We start from the raw sequence: 15,940 nt of genomic DNA, 5'->3' as shown, positions 1-15,940 counted from the left end.
TCTCAATTTGCCAAGTCACACAGCTAAATCAAATTCACAGTTTATGATCTCAGAAGCGCGACTTCGTCGCGCAACCAACACCACCGCTCTATTTTTTGAACAGTGCTAAATACTCACCATAACCTTGTTGTTCAAGCTGATCTTTTGGTACAAAGCGTAGCGCTGCCGAGTTAATACAGTAACGTAAACCACCCAGTGCTTTAGGTCCGTCGGTAAAGACGTGCCCTAAGTGAGAATCTGCTTCAGACGATCTAACTTCAACGCGGCGCATACCGTGACTATTATCTGTTCTTTCTTCCACATTATCGGCTTCAATAGGTTTAGAGAAGCTTGGCCAGCCACAACCTGAATCAAACTTATCCATTGAGGTAAAGAGAGGCTCACCAGACACAATATCGACATATAAACCTTCTTCTTTATGCTCATTAAACTCATTACGAAATGGTGGTTCAGTACCATTTTCCTGAGTCACACGATACTGCATTGGTGTAAGCGTTTTTAATTTAGCTTGTTTATCTTTAATATCCATAACAATTCCCTCTGTTTATGTCTTGAGTTATCAAGTAAAAATAAATATAGATCTGTTATATCACGATTTTTATAAATCTACAGCTGATATTTTGGTGGTTATGACGGCAAAATTACTATTGATGAAATTGCGGAGATAAAAGAACAGATGTTATTAAAGTGACATAAATATGCCACTTTTTATATTAACTTATTGATTAATAAGCATTTAAATATAATAATGTGTAATAAAATCAAAGTGTTATATTTTTATCTTGTCAGTAATAACTCTGACTATTTTGAGGTCACTAAACGCTGCCCATTGGTATAAACAACAGCGCGCCCTGGCCTACAAAAACCAACCAGCGTTAAACCATATTGATTTGCCATATCAACTGCCATAGAGGTGACAGTTGAAACAGCAAATAGTATTTCAACGCCACAATTTGCTGCTTTTTGTACCATTTCATAACTGGCACGGCTGGAAACTAAAATCACACCCTGTTGATCTTTCTGCTTTGCACGGTAGCCAAGTAATTTATCCAGCGCGACATGACGACCAACATCTTCAAAACCACCGAGTAACTTACCATCTAAGCTCACCCACACCGCTGCATGAGTACCACCGGTTCTCTCCCCTACTTCCTGCACTTCTTTTAAATAAGGCAAAATACTATCCAGACATGATAAATCAAATTGTTGACTGTTTGGGAGAATAGGAACAGTCTGACAGACTTGTTCCAGTTGCTCAGTACCACAAATACCACACCCGGTTCTGCCCGCTAAAGAACGGCGCTTTTCTTTTAATTCACTAAAACGACGGGAGGATAGCTCAACATGGACTTCAATCCCCTGCTCAACAGGCATCACTTCAATACCATAGATTTCAGCCGGAGACTGAATAATATTTTCTGCTAATGAAAAACCCAGCGCAAAATGCTCCAGATCTTTTGGTGTTGTCATCATCACCACATGAGATATACCGTTATAAATCAATGCCACAGGCACTTCCAGCGCAATAGTATCTTGCTCCGCTTCCTGCAATATCTTGTCCTGATAACGATTGATTAAAACTGACTTTGCACCTGTGACCATAATATCTACCATTAGCACTAATTTAGTTATTAAAAAGCTATTTTACCTGTAAAATGATGACTTCGCACATTAAAGAGAAGAATTAAATTAGCAATGGAATTTATTTATGACGCAACTGCAAGCATTATGCAGTTTATTCAGGCTAATCAAAACTGGGCTATTCCAATTATGTTCCTGCTGGCATTTGGTGAGTCTTTAGCATTAGTTTCATTGATTATTCCGGCGACGGCTATTTTGCTAGGTGCAGGAGCACTAATTGGAGCAGATCTGCTACCGTTCTTCCCTATTTGGCTGGCTGCAACTGTTGGTGCTATTTTAGGCGACTGGATTTCTTACTGGTTAGGAAAGCATTACCATGACAAGATTATCAAGTTATGGCCTTTATCAAAAAATCAGCGTTTGATTGTTAAAGGTGAGCAGTTCTTCTATCGCTGGGGATTTAGCGGTGTCTTTGTCGGACGATTCTTTGGGCCTTTACGGGCAATTGTACCGCTCATTGCAGGTACCATGAGAATGTCTTCATTTAAATTCAGTATCGCCAATGTTACCTCTGCACCACTCTGGGCCTTTGTGCTACTTGCTCCGGGTGCTTTTGGTATTTCGTGGCTTGAGACACTATTTGGCTGATTGCCTATAGTGTCCCAACATTGTAGGTTCGGCGTCCACTCTTACGACCAATCGCTTCAAGATTAGTTTGCAGTGGCGGGAATGGTAATTCCAGATCACGTTTACGGTATTCACTTAAAATCAGCTGATGGATCTCACTTCTCAGCGGCATACGATGCCCCATTTCTGCAGCAAATACACGCAGTTCAAATAACTGAATCCCTTCCTGAATATCCACTAAGAAGACTTGTGGTTCAGGATCATTAAGCACATAGCTGCAATCAATAGCCGCCTCTTTTAAGATCTCAATAATTAAATTACTATCTGCATCAATCGTCGCCGGAACTGTTAAAACAATACGGGTAATAGAGTCTGATAATGACCAGTTAATCAGCTGCTCTGTCACAAATGCCTTATTTGGCATCACAATCTCTTTTCTGTCCCAGTCAACAATCGTGGTCGCACGGGTATTTATTTTAGTGATATTACCAGTCAAATCACGAATCGTAACTGTATCACCAATACGAATTGGTTTTTCAAACAGAATGATCAGACCTGACACAAAGTTAGCAAAGATCTCTTGTAAACCAAAACCAAGGCCAACACCAAGAGCGGCAATAAGCCACTGAATCTTGGACCAGTCGATACCAATGAACGAGAAGGCAATAATACAGCCGATCATCAGAATAATATATTTAGTCAGCGTTGAGATGGCATAACCGGTACCTGGCGTTAAATCCAGATGCTGCAAAATTCCCAGTTCAAGTAATGCTGGCAGATTTTTAACTAACTGTACCGTTATTGTCATCACTAAAATAGCGATAAAGACAGAAGCCAGCGTGATATTTTGATCCAGTTCGGTACCACCAGCGGTCGCAGCTTTTGAATGCCACAGAGTAATATTTTCCATAAAGGCAAAAGCAGAGTGCAGCTCTGACCAGAGTACGATCATACAAATTAACGCTATCATAACCAAAATCGAGCGTACCAGTTGTAAAGACTGGGAACTGATCACATCTAAATCGACCACCGGCTCATCAACACTATCATTGTTACTACTGTCGTCTTCAACAAAGCTCTTATTACGCTGAGCAAGTCGTTCCAGACGTCGCTGCTTAGCCCGTTCAAATTCAATCTTACGTTTTTGAATTAACATCCAGCGACGAATCATAAAGTAAATGACAAGCAGACCAAACCAGATAACGACAGATGCTTCAAGACGCCCGAGTAATACTTGTGACGTTGACAGGTAACCTAAACAGGCAGCCAGAATTGCCAGCCACGGAGCAGATAACAAAATGATCCACAAAATTCGGCTGAACAGATTGTTACCATTACCCTTTTTATCTATATATAACGGCACACCCGCTTTATGCAGTGCTGTTGTCATAAAAATAAGAGCAAAACAGAGCAGAATAAAACAGAATCGACCAAGCGTCGCGGCAAACTGACCATTATGATAATTACCAAATGCAATCACCAGCATCACCAGCGGAATCACGACCCAGACAGATAAACGGTAATACTTCATCGCTGACTGAACACGTTCACTTGGCCAGCCAAAATGAGTAATAAACAAGCCTTTTGGCTCAGCAAAATAAGCGCTGATCATAAAGACCCAAAGTACTGGTGCTGCCGCATTCACACCATGCCCCAACGCCACGGCTACCGGATAATCCCAGGCACTTTTTAAACAATAACCAAGCACACCCCAAAGTACTGGGATTGGTAAAGCCATCAGTAGCGAATAACAGACAACACGAATCGTTAGCATATAGTGATCCTGTGTCACCTTGCCAACCCGGGTGCTATTTTGTTCTAAAAACTGTAAATATCTGGCTTGAAAGCGGAAATGAATAACCACAAAAACAATTGCCAGCAGAAGCAAAATAAAGGTACCGACAGAAGTTAAGATTTCCCCTGTGGCACCAAGTAATTGAGAGAAAGTATCAGCAGAGAAAAAGACATAACCAATATCACGTGCCAGACTTACCGGATAACTGGTTGATACCGGATTGACGTCAGCAACCCAGAAGAAATATCGGTGCGCCGCTTCAAACACATTATCAATCGCATCAATCAACTGCTTGTTAGCAATTTTTAATTTAGTCAGCTCCAGAATCTGTGCATCACTATTAAGTTGTAATGCTTTTAGTAAATCCCTTTGCTCACGCACCAGACGACGGTATGACGCCAACTGCTTACTGTTAGCCATCGGCTCAATGATTTCAACATTTTCATCCAGAGTGACTAACTGATCATTGTAATTAAGCTGTTTAACCCGAATCTCAGCGATATCTTCATCAAGTGGCTGAGATTTTGGCTTTTCTGGTAAACGTAGGAGTTGTTGACGTAATGTTTCACCCAGAGCGGTTGAAAAACTTAGCCATTCACCTTGCTCATCAAGCGTATTTAGGGTGTTTTGGACATGATTTATCTGAGTCGAAATATTATTTTGTTCATTAATAATATAGCTTAGCTGCTCTTCCTGTAGTGCTCTTTGTTGTTTCAGCTCACTATTTTGATCAGCTAAATCTTGCAGAACCAGTTCAAAATCAAATTTAGGCTCTTCTGGCGGCGTAATTTCCTCGGCCAGCGCGAGTCCGGTAGAAAATAGTAATATACTGCTCAGCAGGGCTTTAACAAAATAGCGTTTTACCTTTCTGTACCTACTATTTTCTACATTCATATTTTACCTGTTAACTTAAATACCGTGAGCTAAGGCTTCACCAACTTTTACTTTATCATCTGTGCTTAAGTCTTCATTAAATTCAACTTTACCGGCAGCAAATAGAGTAATAACGGTTGAACCAAGTTTAAAGCAGCCCATGTCCTCACCTTTTTTCAGCTCAACATCATCATAAGTCCAGCGTTTCATAATCCCGTCACGAGGTGGAGTAACCATACCGTGCCACTGAGTTTCAATACTACCAACAATCGTTGCTCCAACAAGAATTTGTACCATTGGACCAAACTCTGTATCAAATAAACAAATCACACGTTCATTACGGGCAAAAATATTTGGAATACCTTCTGTTGTTGCTTTATTCACTGAAAATAACGCACCTGGCACGTAGATCATCTCACGCAGTTTACCATCACATGGCATATGAACACGGTGATAATCTTTTGGTGATAAGTAAGTAGTTGCAAACAAACCATTTTCAAACTGATTGATCATGGCTGAGTTACAAGCAAGTAAAGAGTCCAGATTATAATAATGACCTTTAGCCTGAATCAGCTGACCATTTTCGATCACACCAAACTGACTTACTACACCATCAGCCGGCATAACAATCGTATTATCGCCACCCGCTAAAGGACGTGCATCTTCATTAAGCTGGCGTGCAAAAAATTCATTAAACGTTGAGTAGGCTTCAGGATCTGATTCTCTTGCCTCATTCATATCTACATCATAAAGTTTAATAAAACCTTTAATTAACCACGTAGTAATTACCCCTAAACGTTTTTTAGCCAGCCAGCCAAACATAATGGTAAGTAGCTGCTTAGGAAGTAGATACTGGATGATTGCCTTAAAGTGATTCAACATGTTTTTGCCTCTTCAAAATAGATAAGTCGCCATTATAATACATTGTATCTAAAAGTACATTGCATCTATAGTAATGTGACCCTTTCCACAAAGACTGCCTAAAAAATTTACAATTATTAATATGATTTAGATCACAGTTAGAAAGTATTTTTATTGATTAATTTTTAGTAGATTGTCATATTAGTTATCGAAACGTTTCGATAACTCAAAAACGCAGGGATAATAACATGAGAAAAGGTCAATTATTTAATTCTGATGTTTGTCACGTTCTGTCCAAATTAGGCCATACTGATTGCATTGCTATTGGTGATGCCGGTTTACCTATTCCGGATTCAACTCAACGCATCGATCTTGCTTTAACTAAAGATATTCCCTCTTTCCTGCAAGTTTTTAATGTTGTCTCTACTGATATGCAAATTGAGAAAGTGGTTCTGGCGGAAGAAATTAAACAAAAAAACCCGACCATTCACCAGAAAATTTTGCAAAGAATTCAAGAAGTTGGGCAATTACAAAAAAATACAGTTATGATTGAATATGTTCCTCACGAGGAATTCAAACAGCAAACAGCAGCCTGTAAAGCTGTTATTCGTACAGGTGAATGCTCTCCTTACGCCAATATTATTTTACAATCTGGTGTATTTTTCTAAATTGAGATAAAGAGAACGATTATGCAACCGTTACTTCATATTCATCAAATTGAAAAATCTTTTCCTGGAGTAAAGGCGCTTTCTGGTGTTGACCTCAATGTTTACCCGGGTAAAGTGATGGCTCTGCTTGGGGAAAATGGTGCAGGCAAATCAACACTAATGAAAGTCTTAACCGGCATTTACTCTAAAGATGCCGGTACTATCGAATATCTGGGCAAACAAGTTACTTTCTCAGGCCCTAAAGCCTCTCAGGAAGCTGGCATTGGTATTATTCATCAGGAACTCAATTTAATTGCTCAGCTTACCATTGCAGAAAATATCTTTTTAGGCAGGGAGTTTACCAATTCTGTCGGCTGTATTAACTGGTCTAAAACCTATGCTGAAGCTGATAAACTGCTGTCTAAATTAAAACTCAATTATGATAGCCGCCGTCTGGTCAGTGAACTCTCTATTGGTGAGCAACAGATGGTTGAAATCGCCAAAGTACTCAGCTTTAAGTCTCAGGTTATTGTCATGGATGAGCCAACCGATGCGTTAACTGATACCGAAACAGCAGCCCTTTTTAACGTAATAAACGATCTTAAAGCTCAAGGGTGCGGCATTGTATATATTTCTCACCGTTTAAAAGAGATTTTTGAAATCTGTGATGACGTGACGATTCTAAGAGATGGTCAATTTATTGCAGAAAAACCAGTGAGCGAACTGACAGAAGAATCTCTGATTGAAATGATGGTGGGCCGTAAACTGGATGAACAATACCCGCGAGTTGACCATCCAAAAGGCGCACTATCACTTAAAGTTGAAAACCTCTGCGGTCATGGTATCAACAATGTCAGTTTCGAATTACATGAAGGTGAAATTCTGGGGATTTCCGGCCTTATGGGTGCTGGTCGTACAGAGCTGATGAAGATCGTCTATGGTGCGCTGCCGGTTAAACAAGGGAAAGTCACTTTGTTTGGTAAATCGATTAATAATCAAACTCCGGAAGACGGTTTAAGTAATGGGATTGTCTATATTTCTGAAGACCGTAAGAAAGATGGCTTAGTCCTTGGGATGTCAGTTAAAGAGAACATGACACTGACCGCATTGCGTTATTTTAGTCATCCTACAGGTACTTTAAAGCTCAATGATGAAAAAATTGCCGTCGGTGATTTTATTCAATTGTTTAATATTAAAACCCCATCAATGCATCAGCCGATTGGTTTATTATCCGGTGGTAATCAGCAAAAAGTAGCGATTGCCAGAGGCTTAATGACCCGCCCGAAAGTATTAATTTTAGATGAGCCAACACGCGGTGTAGATGTTGGTGCTAAAAAAGAGATCTATCATCTTATCAATCAATTTAAGCAACAAGGACTTAGTGTCATTATTATCTCCTCAGAAATGCCGGAAGTACTGGGTATTAGCGATCGCATTTTAGTGATGCATGAAGGGAAAATAACCGGACACTACCCTATTGCTGAAGCAACACAAGAAACTCTGATGGCGGCCGCTATTGGAAAAGTGCAGGAGAATTAAGGATGCAAAGTAAAACCTTAAAACGTTGGCTTATTGAACAAAAATCATTAATTACGCTATTGGTTTTAATCATTTTTGTCTCTTGCTTAAGTTCTAACTTTTTTACTATTAATAATCTGTTTAATATTCTGCAACAGACTTCGATCAATGCCATCATCGCTGTTGGTATGACACTGGTTATATTAACCTCAGGCATTGACCTGACTGTTGGTGCGTTATTTGCTCTGACAGGTGCTATCGCTGCTTCTATTGTTGGTTATGATTTATCACCATTTTTAGCCATTGCCGCGGCTTTAGGGCTTGGTGCAGTACTTGGTGTTTGTACCGGAACCATTGTAGCAAAAGGTAAACTACAAGCCTTTATCGCAACACTGGTTATGATGCTTATTCTGCGCGGTGTGACGATGGTTTATACTCAAGGTAGCCCGGTTACTTTGGGAATGTCTGATAATGCAGAGTTATTTGAATGGATTGGATTTGGCAGAATTTTGGGCGTGCCAGTACCAATCTGGATCATGGCTTTAGTCTTCCTGTTTACCTGGTATTTACTCAAATATACTCGCCTTGGCCGCTATATCTACGCACTTGGTGGCAATGAAGCGGCAACTCGTTTATCAGGTATTAATGTTGATCGAGTTAAAATTACAGTTTATGCCATTAGCGGTTTACTTTGTGCCCTTGCCAGTACCATTGAAGTTGCTCGCCTCTCTTCTGCCCAGCCTAATGCTGGTATGGGGTATGAGATGGATGCAATTGCTGCAGTAGTACTTGGTGGCACCAGTATGTCTGGCGGACGTGGTAAAATTATTGGCACATTAATTGGAGCCTTAATTCTTGGTTTTTTAAATAATGGATTAAATTTATTAGGTGTTGATGCCTACTATCAGATGATTGTCAAAGGTGCAGTAATTTTACTGGCTGTACTGGTTGATAATAAAACAAGCAAATAATTGACTATTTAGGAGCAGCATATGAATTTCAAAAAAGTAACCTCTTACCTTTCAGCTGTGACTTTTGGACTACTCATGAGTTCTCAGGTTATGGCAAAAGAAAACATTGCTTTAGTTGTTTCCACCTTAAATAACCCATTCTTTGTTGCTTTAAAAGATGGCGCTCAACAAAAAGCAAATGAGCTTGGCTATGAGTTAATTGTTTTAGATTCACAAAACAATCCGGCTAAAGAACTGGCTAACGTTGAAGATTTAATTGTTAAAGGAACACGCGTTATCCTGATTAACCCAACAGATTCAGATGCAGTGGGTAATGCTGTTGTGGCGGCCAATAAAGCCAATATTCCGGTCATCACGCTGGATAGAGCCTCCAACAAAGGTGAAGTAATTAGCCATATCGCTTCTGATAACGTAGCAGGCGGACGCGTTGCTGGAGACTACATTGTTGAAAGACTCGGTAGTGGCGCCAAAGTGATTCAACTGGAAGGTATTGCAGGAACCTCTGCTGCCCGTGAGCGTGGTGAAGGTTTCAAACAATCAATGGAAGCCAACAATATTACATTACTTGCTTCTCAGCCGGCAGATTTTGACCGTGCTAAAGGCATGAACGTGATGCAAAATCTGTTAACGGCAAACCCGTCTGTTCAGGCAGTCTTTGCACAAAATGATGAAATGGCTTTAGGTGCAATGCGTGCTATTCAAACAGCAGGTCGTTCAGCTGACATTATTATCGTTGGTTTTGATGGTACTAATGATGGTATTCAGGCAGTTGAAAGAGGACGCCTGGCTGCAACAGTTGCACAGCAACCTGAGCTAATTGGTTCAATTGGTGTAGAAACCGCTGATCAGCTACTAAAAAATGAGCCGGTAGCAGAAACGATTCCGGTCGATTTAAAACTCATCACTAAATAAGTTTACATTGATAGCAATCTAAGTGTCTTACCTGACTACACACTTAGATTGCTGGTAGTACAGATATTCAAAAAGATAAAGACGGGACGAGATTATGAAAAAGAAACTGATAGTACTTGGCAGCATCAATGTTGATCATATTATGAATGTACAACAATTTCCTCGTCCTGGTGAAACGATTATTGGTTCAACGTATCAAATCGCTTTTGGTGGCAAAGGCGCCAATCAGGCTGTTGCCGCGGGTCGTGGTGGTGCAGATATTCAGTTTATTGCTGCTGTTGGTGATGATGATATTGGCCAGCGTATTTGTGAACAACTTAAGAAAGATAATATTGATACTCGCTCAATTAGTAAAATCAGAAACGAAACAACGGGTGTAGCCCTGATTTATGTCAATGGACAGGGTGAAAACCAAATCGGTATTTATGCTGGTGCCAATGCAGCAGTTACACCTGAATATGCAGGTAAATATCGGCAAGATATTATTCAGGCTGACGCTTTGTTAATGCAACTGGAAACACCACTTTCAACTATTGCAGAGATGGCAAAACTGGCTAAAGCCAATAATACTCAGGTTATTGTTAATCCGGCTCCGGCCCAGACACTAGCTGATGATATTTTGAAATGCATTGATATTATTACCCCCAATGAGACCGAAGCAGAACGTCTGACTGGGATTCCAGTCAATGATGAAAAAAGTGCAGATAAAGCCTCACAATATTTACATCAAAAAGGTATTCCAACCGTCATTATTACACTGGGTAGTAAAGGGGCCTGGGTGAGCATGAATGGTCAGGGTAAACTCATTACTGGTTTTAAAGTTAAAGCCGTCGACACCATCGCTGCCGGTGATACTTTTAACGGAATGCTGGTCACTGCTCTGCTGGAAGATATGCCAATGGATGAAGCGGTAAAATATGCACACGCCTCCGCAGCCATTGCAGTTACCCGCGCCGGAGCTCAGCCTTCTGTTCCGTGGCGCGATGAAGTAGAAAAGTTTTTAAATGAGATTAATTCTCCAAAGTAGTTAAGTCAGTCCTTGGGCACGGCAACGTGCCCTTTTTTTTATCATATTAAAACTTGTTGCTTTAGTTATTTTGGAGTATAAATCTCAGGTCTAAATATATTTAGTTGGATAATTTGTTTAATAATTAAAAACATCACCAAATGATCATGAGTGAGGATATCTACTTTGGCCACGATGAAAGATGTTGCCCGTTTGGCAAAGGTTTCAACTTCAACCGTATCACACGTCATTAATAGTGATCGCTACGTAAGCCCGCAAATTAAAGAACGCGTTGAAGCGGCAATTAAAGAGCTGAACTATGCTCCTTCAGCCCTCGCCCGTAGCCTGAAAATCAAAGAGACCAAAACTATCGGAATGGTTCTTACTACCAGTAACAATCCTTTCTTCTCTGAAGTTGTACAAGGCGTTGAGCTCAGTTGTTATGAGTTAGGGTATAATCTCATCTTATGTAACACAGAAGGCAATAAAAAGCGTTTACAGGATAATATTGAAACTCTGCTGAGCAAAAGTGTCGATGGTATTCTGGTGATATGTACAGAGACAGACAGTCTTACACCTGACATCTTTGCCCGCTATCCAAGCTTACCTATTGTGATGATGGACTGGGCGCCATTTCATGGTGTTTGTGATGTTATTCAGGATAACTCACTACTTGGAGCAACACTTGCCACACAATATTTAATTGAAAACGGTTATCAAGATATCGCCTGTATTACTGGCCCGCTAAGTAATCCACAAGCCCAGTTACGTTTACAGGGTTATCGGGTTGCAATGCAGCAGGCTAATCTAAAGATTAAGTCAGGTTATGAAGCAGAAGGAGACTTTATGTTTCGATCCGGCTATGAAGCCATGACTAAATTACTGGCTCTAAAAAAACCGCCGGAAGCTGTATTCTGTTGTAATGATGCGATGGCGATTGGTGCTTATCAGGCACTTTATCAGGCAGGTCTTGAGGCAGGCAAAGACATTGCCATGATAGGTTATGATGATATTGAACTGGCACAGTATATGACGCCACCACTCACCACGATTCATCAGCCTAAAAGCGAACTTGGGCAGCTTGCTGTAGAAACACTTCTGCATCGACTCAAACATAAGGATGAAGAGCCGGAAGTATTAACGCTGACTCCGATCTTACAAAAAAGGCGCTCGGTTAATCCCAAAGCGCCAGCTTAAATCAAGATAACGAGAAGATTTTAAGAGATCTTCTCTGCTCCACCTTCAATTCTTTTTGGTGGTTCATTCCAGTTTACGGTACGGGTTAAAACCAGCACAGTCACAAACAGAATAAACAGGCAAATAACACTGAAGATTAAGACATTATTGATAATTGTCACTAAGTAGAAGTTCAAACCAAATAACACTAATAACACTACACCATAACCTACGCTCGCACCAATACTATTCATTGGTGATGAAAGGTAGAACATCGATAACAGCGCACATAGTACTGCTGAAATAGAGTAAGCAAAAGGGAATGCCACATAGTCAGATAACGCTAAAGTGACCAGATAGAATAACAGTAAACCAATACCGATAATTGAATAATGGAACAGATGCAACTTAGCGTGTGCTAAGAAATCGATAACCAGTAATAACAAAAATGCCAATCCAAGGAAGAATACGGAATAATAAAACAGTCGCGCATTAAGTTCATAATTATATGACGCATCAACTACACCATCTTTTGTGGTATCTACAGCCGTATGCAAAAGACTGGTCAATTTATCTGCCGAATCCACAATTAAAGATGACACGCTATTTAGTTCAGTAACTTTATTTGCAATATACTCTCCAACAATGTAGAGAGGTACTTCTAATATACAAGTCAAAGCGATAATCGCAATGACTTTCCAAAACAGGGTCAGTCTCATTTCCATGCAAAATAACTCTTATTATTAATTTATTTGTGTTTTTATATTGTAATTTTTGTTTATCAAGATGACAAATGAAAAACTCAGTATTATAGTAACTAAATTAACTTTTTATTTTACCCCCACTCTTATTACAATAAATTCAAAGGTATTTGTATGTCATGGAAATTTTCTGATCGTGCTATAGCACTAAAAAGTTCTGCTATTCGTGAAATTCTTAAACTTACCGAACAACCAGATATGATCTCATTTGCCGGTGGTTTACCTTCTCCTGATACATTTCCAGTGACAGAAATTAAACAATCTCTTGATGTGATTATGCAAGGCAGTGAAGCTATTGGGGCTTTACAATATGGCCCGACCGAAGGCTACGCACCACTGCGTAAGTGGATCGCAGAGCATGTTTCAAAACGTGACAATATTACTATCAGCCCAAGTCAGGTTTTAGTTGTCACAGGTTCACAGCAAGCCCTTGATTTAATTGGTAAAGCTTTAATTAATAAAGGTAGTAAAGTACTGGTTGAAACCCCAACTTACTTAGGTGGTCTGCAATCTTTTACGCAATTTGAACCTGAATATATTTCAATTGAAAGTGACGAACAGGGCTTAGTTCCGGACTCCCTAAAAGCAGAAGTTGCTGATGAAGCCAGCTTCTTATATGTTATTCCTAATTTCCAGAACCCAACGGGCCGCCGTTTACCACTAGAGCGCCGTCAACAACTGGCAGAAAAAGCGAAACAAGCTAAAATGCTGATGGTTGAAGACGACCCATATGGCGAACTGGACTATAAAGGTCACCGCTTAGCCAGCTTGTTCTCTTTAGCGCCTGAAAATACCGTTTATCTTGGTTCATTTTCTAAAATTTTAGCACCAGGCTTCCGTTTAGGTTATATCATTGCCTCTGAAGTATTTATCAATAAACTGGTACAACTTAAACAAGCAACTGATCTACATACACCAAGCATCACTCAGCGTATTGCGTATCAGATCGTTAAAGATGGCTTCTTAGATACTCATATTCCAAAAATTCGTCAGCTATATAAAACACGCTGTCAATTTATGCTTGATGCGCTCACTCGCTATATGCCTGCTGGTGTGAACTGGAGTAAACCCGAAGGTGGTATGTTTATCTGGGTCAATGTTCCTGAAAATATCAATGCCACAGAATTACTCACAGAAGCAATTCAACACAAAGTGGCATTTGTGCCGGGAGAAACTTTCTTCGCTGGTGGTGAAAGAACTAACTGTATGCGCCTGGCGTTTGTAACCGTACCGGAAGAGAAGATTGAACGCGGCATTAAAATTTTAGCTGAACTAATCAAAAAACATGCTAACGATTTAGAAGAAAGCCCGGTAATGGTTTAAGCTTTAATTAACCCAATAAAAAATCCCGCCATTTGAGCGGGATTTTTTGTAACTCTATGCTATAAAAACTAACCAGGTAAAAATAGCACTATTTACAAGCAATTATTTAGCAGCTGGATTTTTTTCTAGCCATGCTTTTAATGTTGCAATATCTTTAGTTTGGTTAGTAATCACGCTTTCAGCAAATTTACGTGCATCAGCATCTTTACCGTGTTGTAGTTCTAATTTAGCAATTTCAATAGAACTTTCATAATGAGCAATCATAGTTTTTGCAAATGTTGTATCTGGAGCTTGTTGTTGCATAGTTTGTGATGTTTTTGTTACTAAATCTTTTAATGTATCAAAACCTTCACCTTGAGTTTCGTTAGCAAATGCAGCTTGACTACCGAACGTTAAAGCAGAAACCATTAATGCTACAACTGTAAATTTTTTCATAGTAAAATCCTTGTAAGTTTGAATAAATAATATCAACTACCTTGTTGATATTTTCTTCACGTTATCACCCGGAAGATAAATAAAATAATTAATTTTACCTATCAGTCTGATAGATAAATCTGATTTAATGTAGCTAATTATGTAATAGAAACAATTAGCTACATAAAACTTAAAGTGCCTTTTCTAGTATCTGACGACTGGTAGATAAAGTGATATCCTGATGCTCACCGAGGTTAATTTGACCATGTTTTTCCATTTGCTGCAAAATTGGCTCAATCACTTCACGGCCAAGTCCATAATCTGAAAAGTGAGTTTTGATTCCTACTGATTCAAAAAACTCACAGGTCTTTTGAATTGCCAGATCCACTTTTTGTTCATCACTACCCTCTGTAATATCCCAGACTCGTTTAGCATATTGTAATAACTTACCTCGCTTCGCCTCTTTTTTCACCTCAAGTAAAGCGGGAAGAATAATGGCTAAAGTACGCGCATGGTCAATACCATACAGAGCAGTGAGTTCATGGCCAATGCGATGCGTGGTCCAGTCTTCCGGTACACCGGTGGCTAAAAAGCCATTTAAAGCGACTGTAGCCGCCCACATAAAGTTTGCTCTGGCCTCATAATTATCAGGTTGACTTAGTACATCTGGTGCAATTTCAATTAAAGTGCGTAGTACACCTTCGGCAAAGTAATCAGGCACTTTAGCGTCAATAGGATAAGTCAGATATTGTTCCAGAGTATGCATAAATGAATCAACAATACCGTTAGCCAACTGACGCTCAGGCAACGTATAAGTTTTAGTCGGGTCTAAAATAGAAAATTGCGGATAAACCAGAGGCGTTCTGAATGAGAGTTTTTCTTTAGTTTCAGCTCTGGTTACCACACCGCGGCAATTCATCTCTGAACCGGTTGCCGGTAAAGTCAGAACAGTACCAATAGGTAACGCTGTTACCGGAACTTTTTTGCGTGATAAAATCTCCCATGGATCGCCTTCATAACAAGTCGCCAGTGAAACAAATTTGGTCCCATCAATTACCGAACCGCCACCCACAGCTAATAAAAAATCAATCTGATGCTGTTTAACTAAAGCTACCGCTTTTAATAAGGTTTCATAATGAGGGTTAGGCTCAATGCCACCAAATTCAAAATACTCCCGTTCACCAAGCGCCTTTTTGACTTCATCAATAGTGCCATTTTTTACTGCACTCTCACCGCCATACAGAATTAACACTTTAGCCTGTGCCGGTAATTGTTGAGATAGTTCAGAGACGGTTTCTTTACCAAAAATAATACGAGTTGGGTTATAAAATTGAAAATTTAACACAAGATACTCCTTATTTTAGTTACACAGAAAAGTATAAGACCTGTCTGACTATAATGAAAAAAATATATAATCCATTTGTCTTATAAAGGGCTTTCCACTATTATTTATCAATACTTTCATAATAAAAACG

At 39.7% G+C, this 15,940-nt stretch carries 14 protein-coding genes and 1 pseudogene; 8 read left to right on the top strand and 7 right to left on the bottom strand.

Features of this window, described 5'->3' with window-relative positions; genetic code table 11:
• Positions 1 to 88 precede the first annotated feature (88 nt).
• Both msrB and fdhD read right to left on the bottom strand, forming a co-directional pair.
• Complete coding sequence (gene msrB / locus IPMB12_RS07570; protein ID WP_166916486.1) at positions 89 to 529, bottom strand: peptide-methionine (R)-S-oxide reductase MsrB; 441 nt, start codon at positions 527 to 529, stop codon at positions 89 to 91.
• A 272-nt stretch (positions 530 to 801) separates the two neighbouring features.
• Positions 802 to 1,602 carry a formate dehydrogenase accessory sulfurtransferase FdhD gene (gene fdhD, locus IPMB12_RS07565; RefSeq protein ID WP_208293457.1) on the bottom strand — a complete coding sequence of 267 codons (801 nt, stop codon included), beginning with the start codon at positions 1,600 to 1,602 and terminating at the stop codon, positions 802 to 804.
• A 93-nt stretch (positions 1,603 to 1,695) separates the two neighbouring features.
• On the opposite strand from fdhD, the gene IPMB12_RS07560 reads away from it, so the two are divergent.
• Positions 1,696 to 2,229: a DedA family protein gene (locus IPMB12_RS07560; RefSeq protein WP_166916482.1), complete on the top strand. Its 534-nt coding sequence runs from the start codon at positions 1,696 to 1,698 to the stop codon at positions 2,227 to 2,229.
• A gap of 4 nt (positions 2,230 to 2,233) precedes the next feature.
• Here the strand turns inward: IPMB12_RS07560 and mscM are convergent.
• Both mscM and asd read right to left on the bottom strand, forming a co-directional pair.
• A pseudogene (gene mscM, locus IPMB12_RS07555) lies at positions 2,234 to 4,681 on the bottom strand (miniconductance mechanosensitive channel MscM); the annotation flags it as partial.
• 231 nt (positions 4,682 to 4,912) lie between these two features.
• Positions 4,913 to 5,758, bottom strand: coding sequence for an archaetidylserine decarboxylase (gene asd, locus IPMB12_RS07550; RefSeq protein ID WP_166916478.1), 846 nt, complete (start codon positions 5,756 to 5,758; stop codon positions 4,913 to 4,915).
• A gap of 227 nt (positions 5,759 to 5,985) precedes the next feature.
• Between asd and rbsD the strand changes: the two genes are divergently transcribed.
• From rbsD to rbsR, 6 genes are all read left to right on the top strand, one after another.
• A complete protein-coding gene (gene rbsD / locus IPMB12_RS07545) occupies positions 5,986 to 6,405 on the top strand; it encodes a D-ribose pyranase (protein ID WP_166916476.1) in 420 nt (139 codons plus the stop codon).
• A gap of 21 nt (positions 6,406 to 6,426) precedes the next feature.
• Positions 6,427 to 7,923, top strand: a complete 1,497-nt coding sequence (rbsA, locus tag IPMB12_RS07540) for a ribose ABC transporter ATP-binding protein RbsA (protein ID WP_166916474.1) — start codon at positions 6,427 to 6,429, stop codon at positions 7,921 to 7,923.
• 2 nt (positions 7,924 to 7,925) lie between these two features.
• Entirely contained in the window at positions 7,926 to 8,873 is a 948-nt protein-coding gene (gene rbsC, locus IPMB12_RS07535) for a ribose ABC transporter permease (RefSeq protein ID WP_166916472.1), read from the top strand.
• Positions 8,874 to 8,894: 21 nt separating this feature from the next.
• Entirely contained in the window at positions 8,895 to 9,785 is an 891-nt protein-coding gene (rbsB, locus tag IPMB12_RS07530; protein ID WP_166916470.1) for a ribose ABC transporter substrate-binding protein RbsB, read from the top strand.
• Positions 9,786 to 9,879: 94 nt separating this feature from the next.
• Positions 9,880 to 10,812, top strand: a complete 933-nt coding sequence (rbsK, locus tag IPMB12_RS07525) for a ribokinase (RefSeq protein WP_208293456.1) — start codon at positions 9,880 to 9,882, stop codon at positions 10,810 to 10,812.
• Positions 10,813 to 10,977: 165 nt separating this feature from the next.
• A complete protein-coding gene (gene rbsR, locus IPMB12_RS07520; protein WP_166916468.1) occupies positions 10,978 to 11,988 on the top strand; it encodes a ribose operon transcriptional repressor RbsR in 1,011 nt (336 codons plus the stop codon).
• A 20-nt stretch (positions 11,989 to 12,008) separates the two neighbouring features.
• Here rbsR and IPMB12_RS07515 read toward each other — a convergent pair whose 3' ends face one another.
• Positions 12,009 to 12,692, bottom strand: a complete 684-nt coding sequence (locus IPMB12_RS07515) for an inner membrane CreD family protein (RefSeq protein WP_166916466.1) — start codon at positions 12,690 to 12,692, stop codon at positions 12,009 to 12,011.
• A 150-nt stretch (positions 12,693 to 12,842) separates the two neighbouring features.
• Between IPMB12_RS07515 and IPMB12_RS07510 the strand changes: the two genes are divergently transcribed.
• A complete protein-coding gene (locus IPMB12_RS07510) occupies positions 12,843 to 14,051 on the top strand; it encodes an aminotransferase-like domain-containing protein (RefSeq protein WP_166916464.1) in 1,209 nt (402 codons plus the stop codon).
• A gap of 102 nt (positions 14,052 to 14,153) precedes the next feature.
• Here the strand turns inward: IPMB12_RS07510 and IPMB12_RS07505 are convergent, their stop codons facing one another.
• Together IPMB12_RS07505 and IPMB12_RS07500 are read right to left on the bottom strand one after the other, a co-directional pair.
• A complete protein-coding gene (locus IPMB12_RS07505; RefSeq protein WP_166916462.1) occupies positions 14,154 to 14,486 on the bottom strand; it encodes a DUF305 domain-containing protein in 333 nt (110 codons plus the stop codon).
• Positions 14,487 to 14,655: 169 nt separating this feature from the next.
• Positions 14,656 to 15,810 (bottom strand): iron-containing alcohol dehydrogenase, encoded by a 1,155-nt coding sequence (locus tag IPMB12_RS07500; RefSeq protein ID WP_166916460.1) that lies wholly within the window; start codon positions 15,808 to 15,810, stop codon positions 14,656 to 14,658.
• Between the last annotated feature and the right edge of the window lie 130 nt (positions 15,811 to 15,940).

This window comes from Zophobihabitans entericus, assembly GCF_011745665.1.
GTDB lineage: Bacteria > Pseudomonadota > Gammaproteobacteria > Enterobacterales > Orbaceae > Zophobihabitans > Zophobihabitans entericus.
This window is presented reverse-complemented; position numbering and strand designations above follow the sequence as displayed.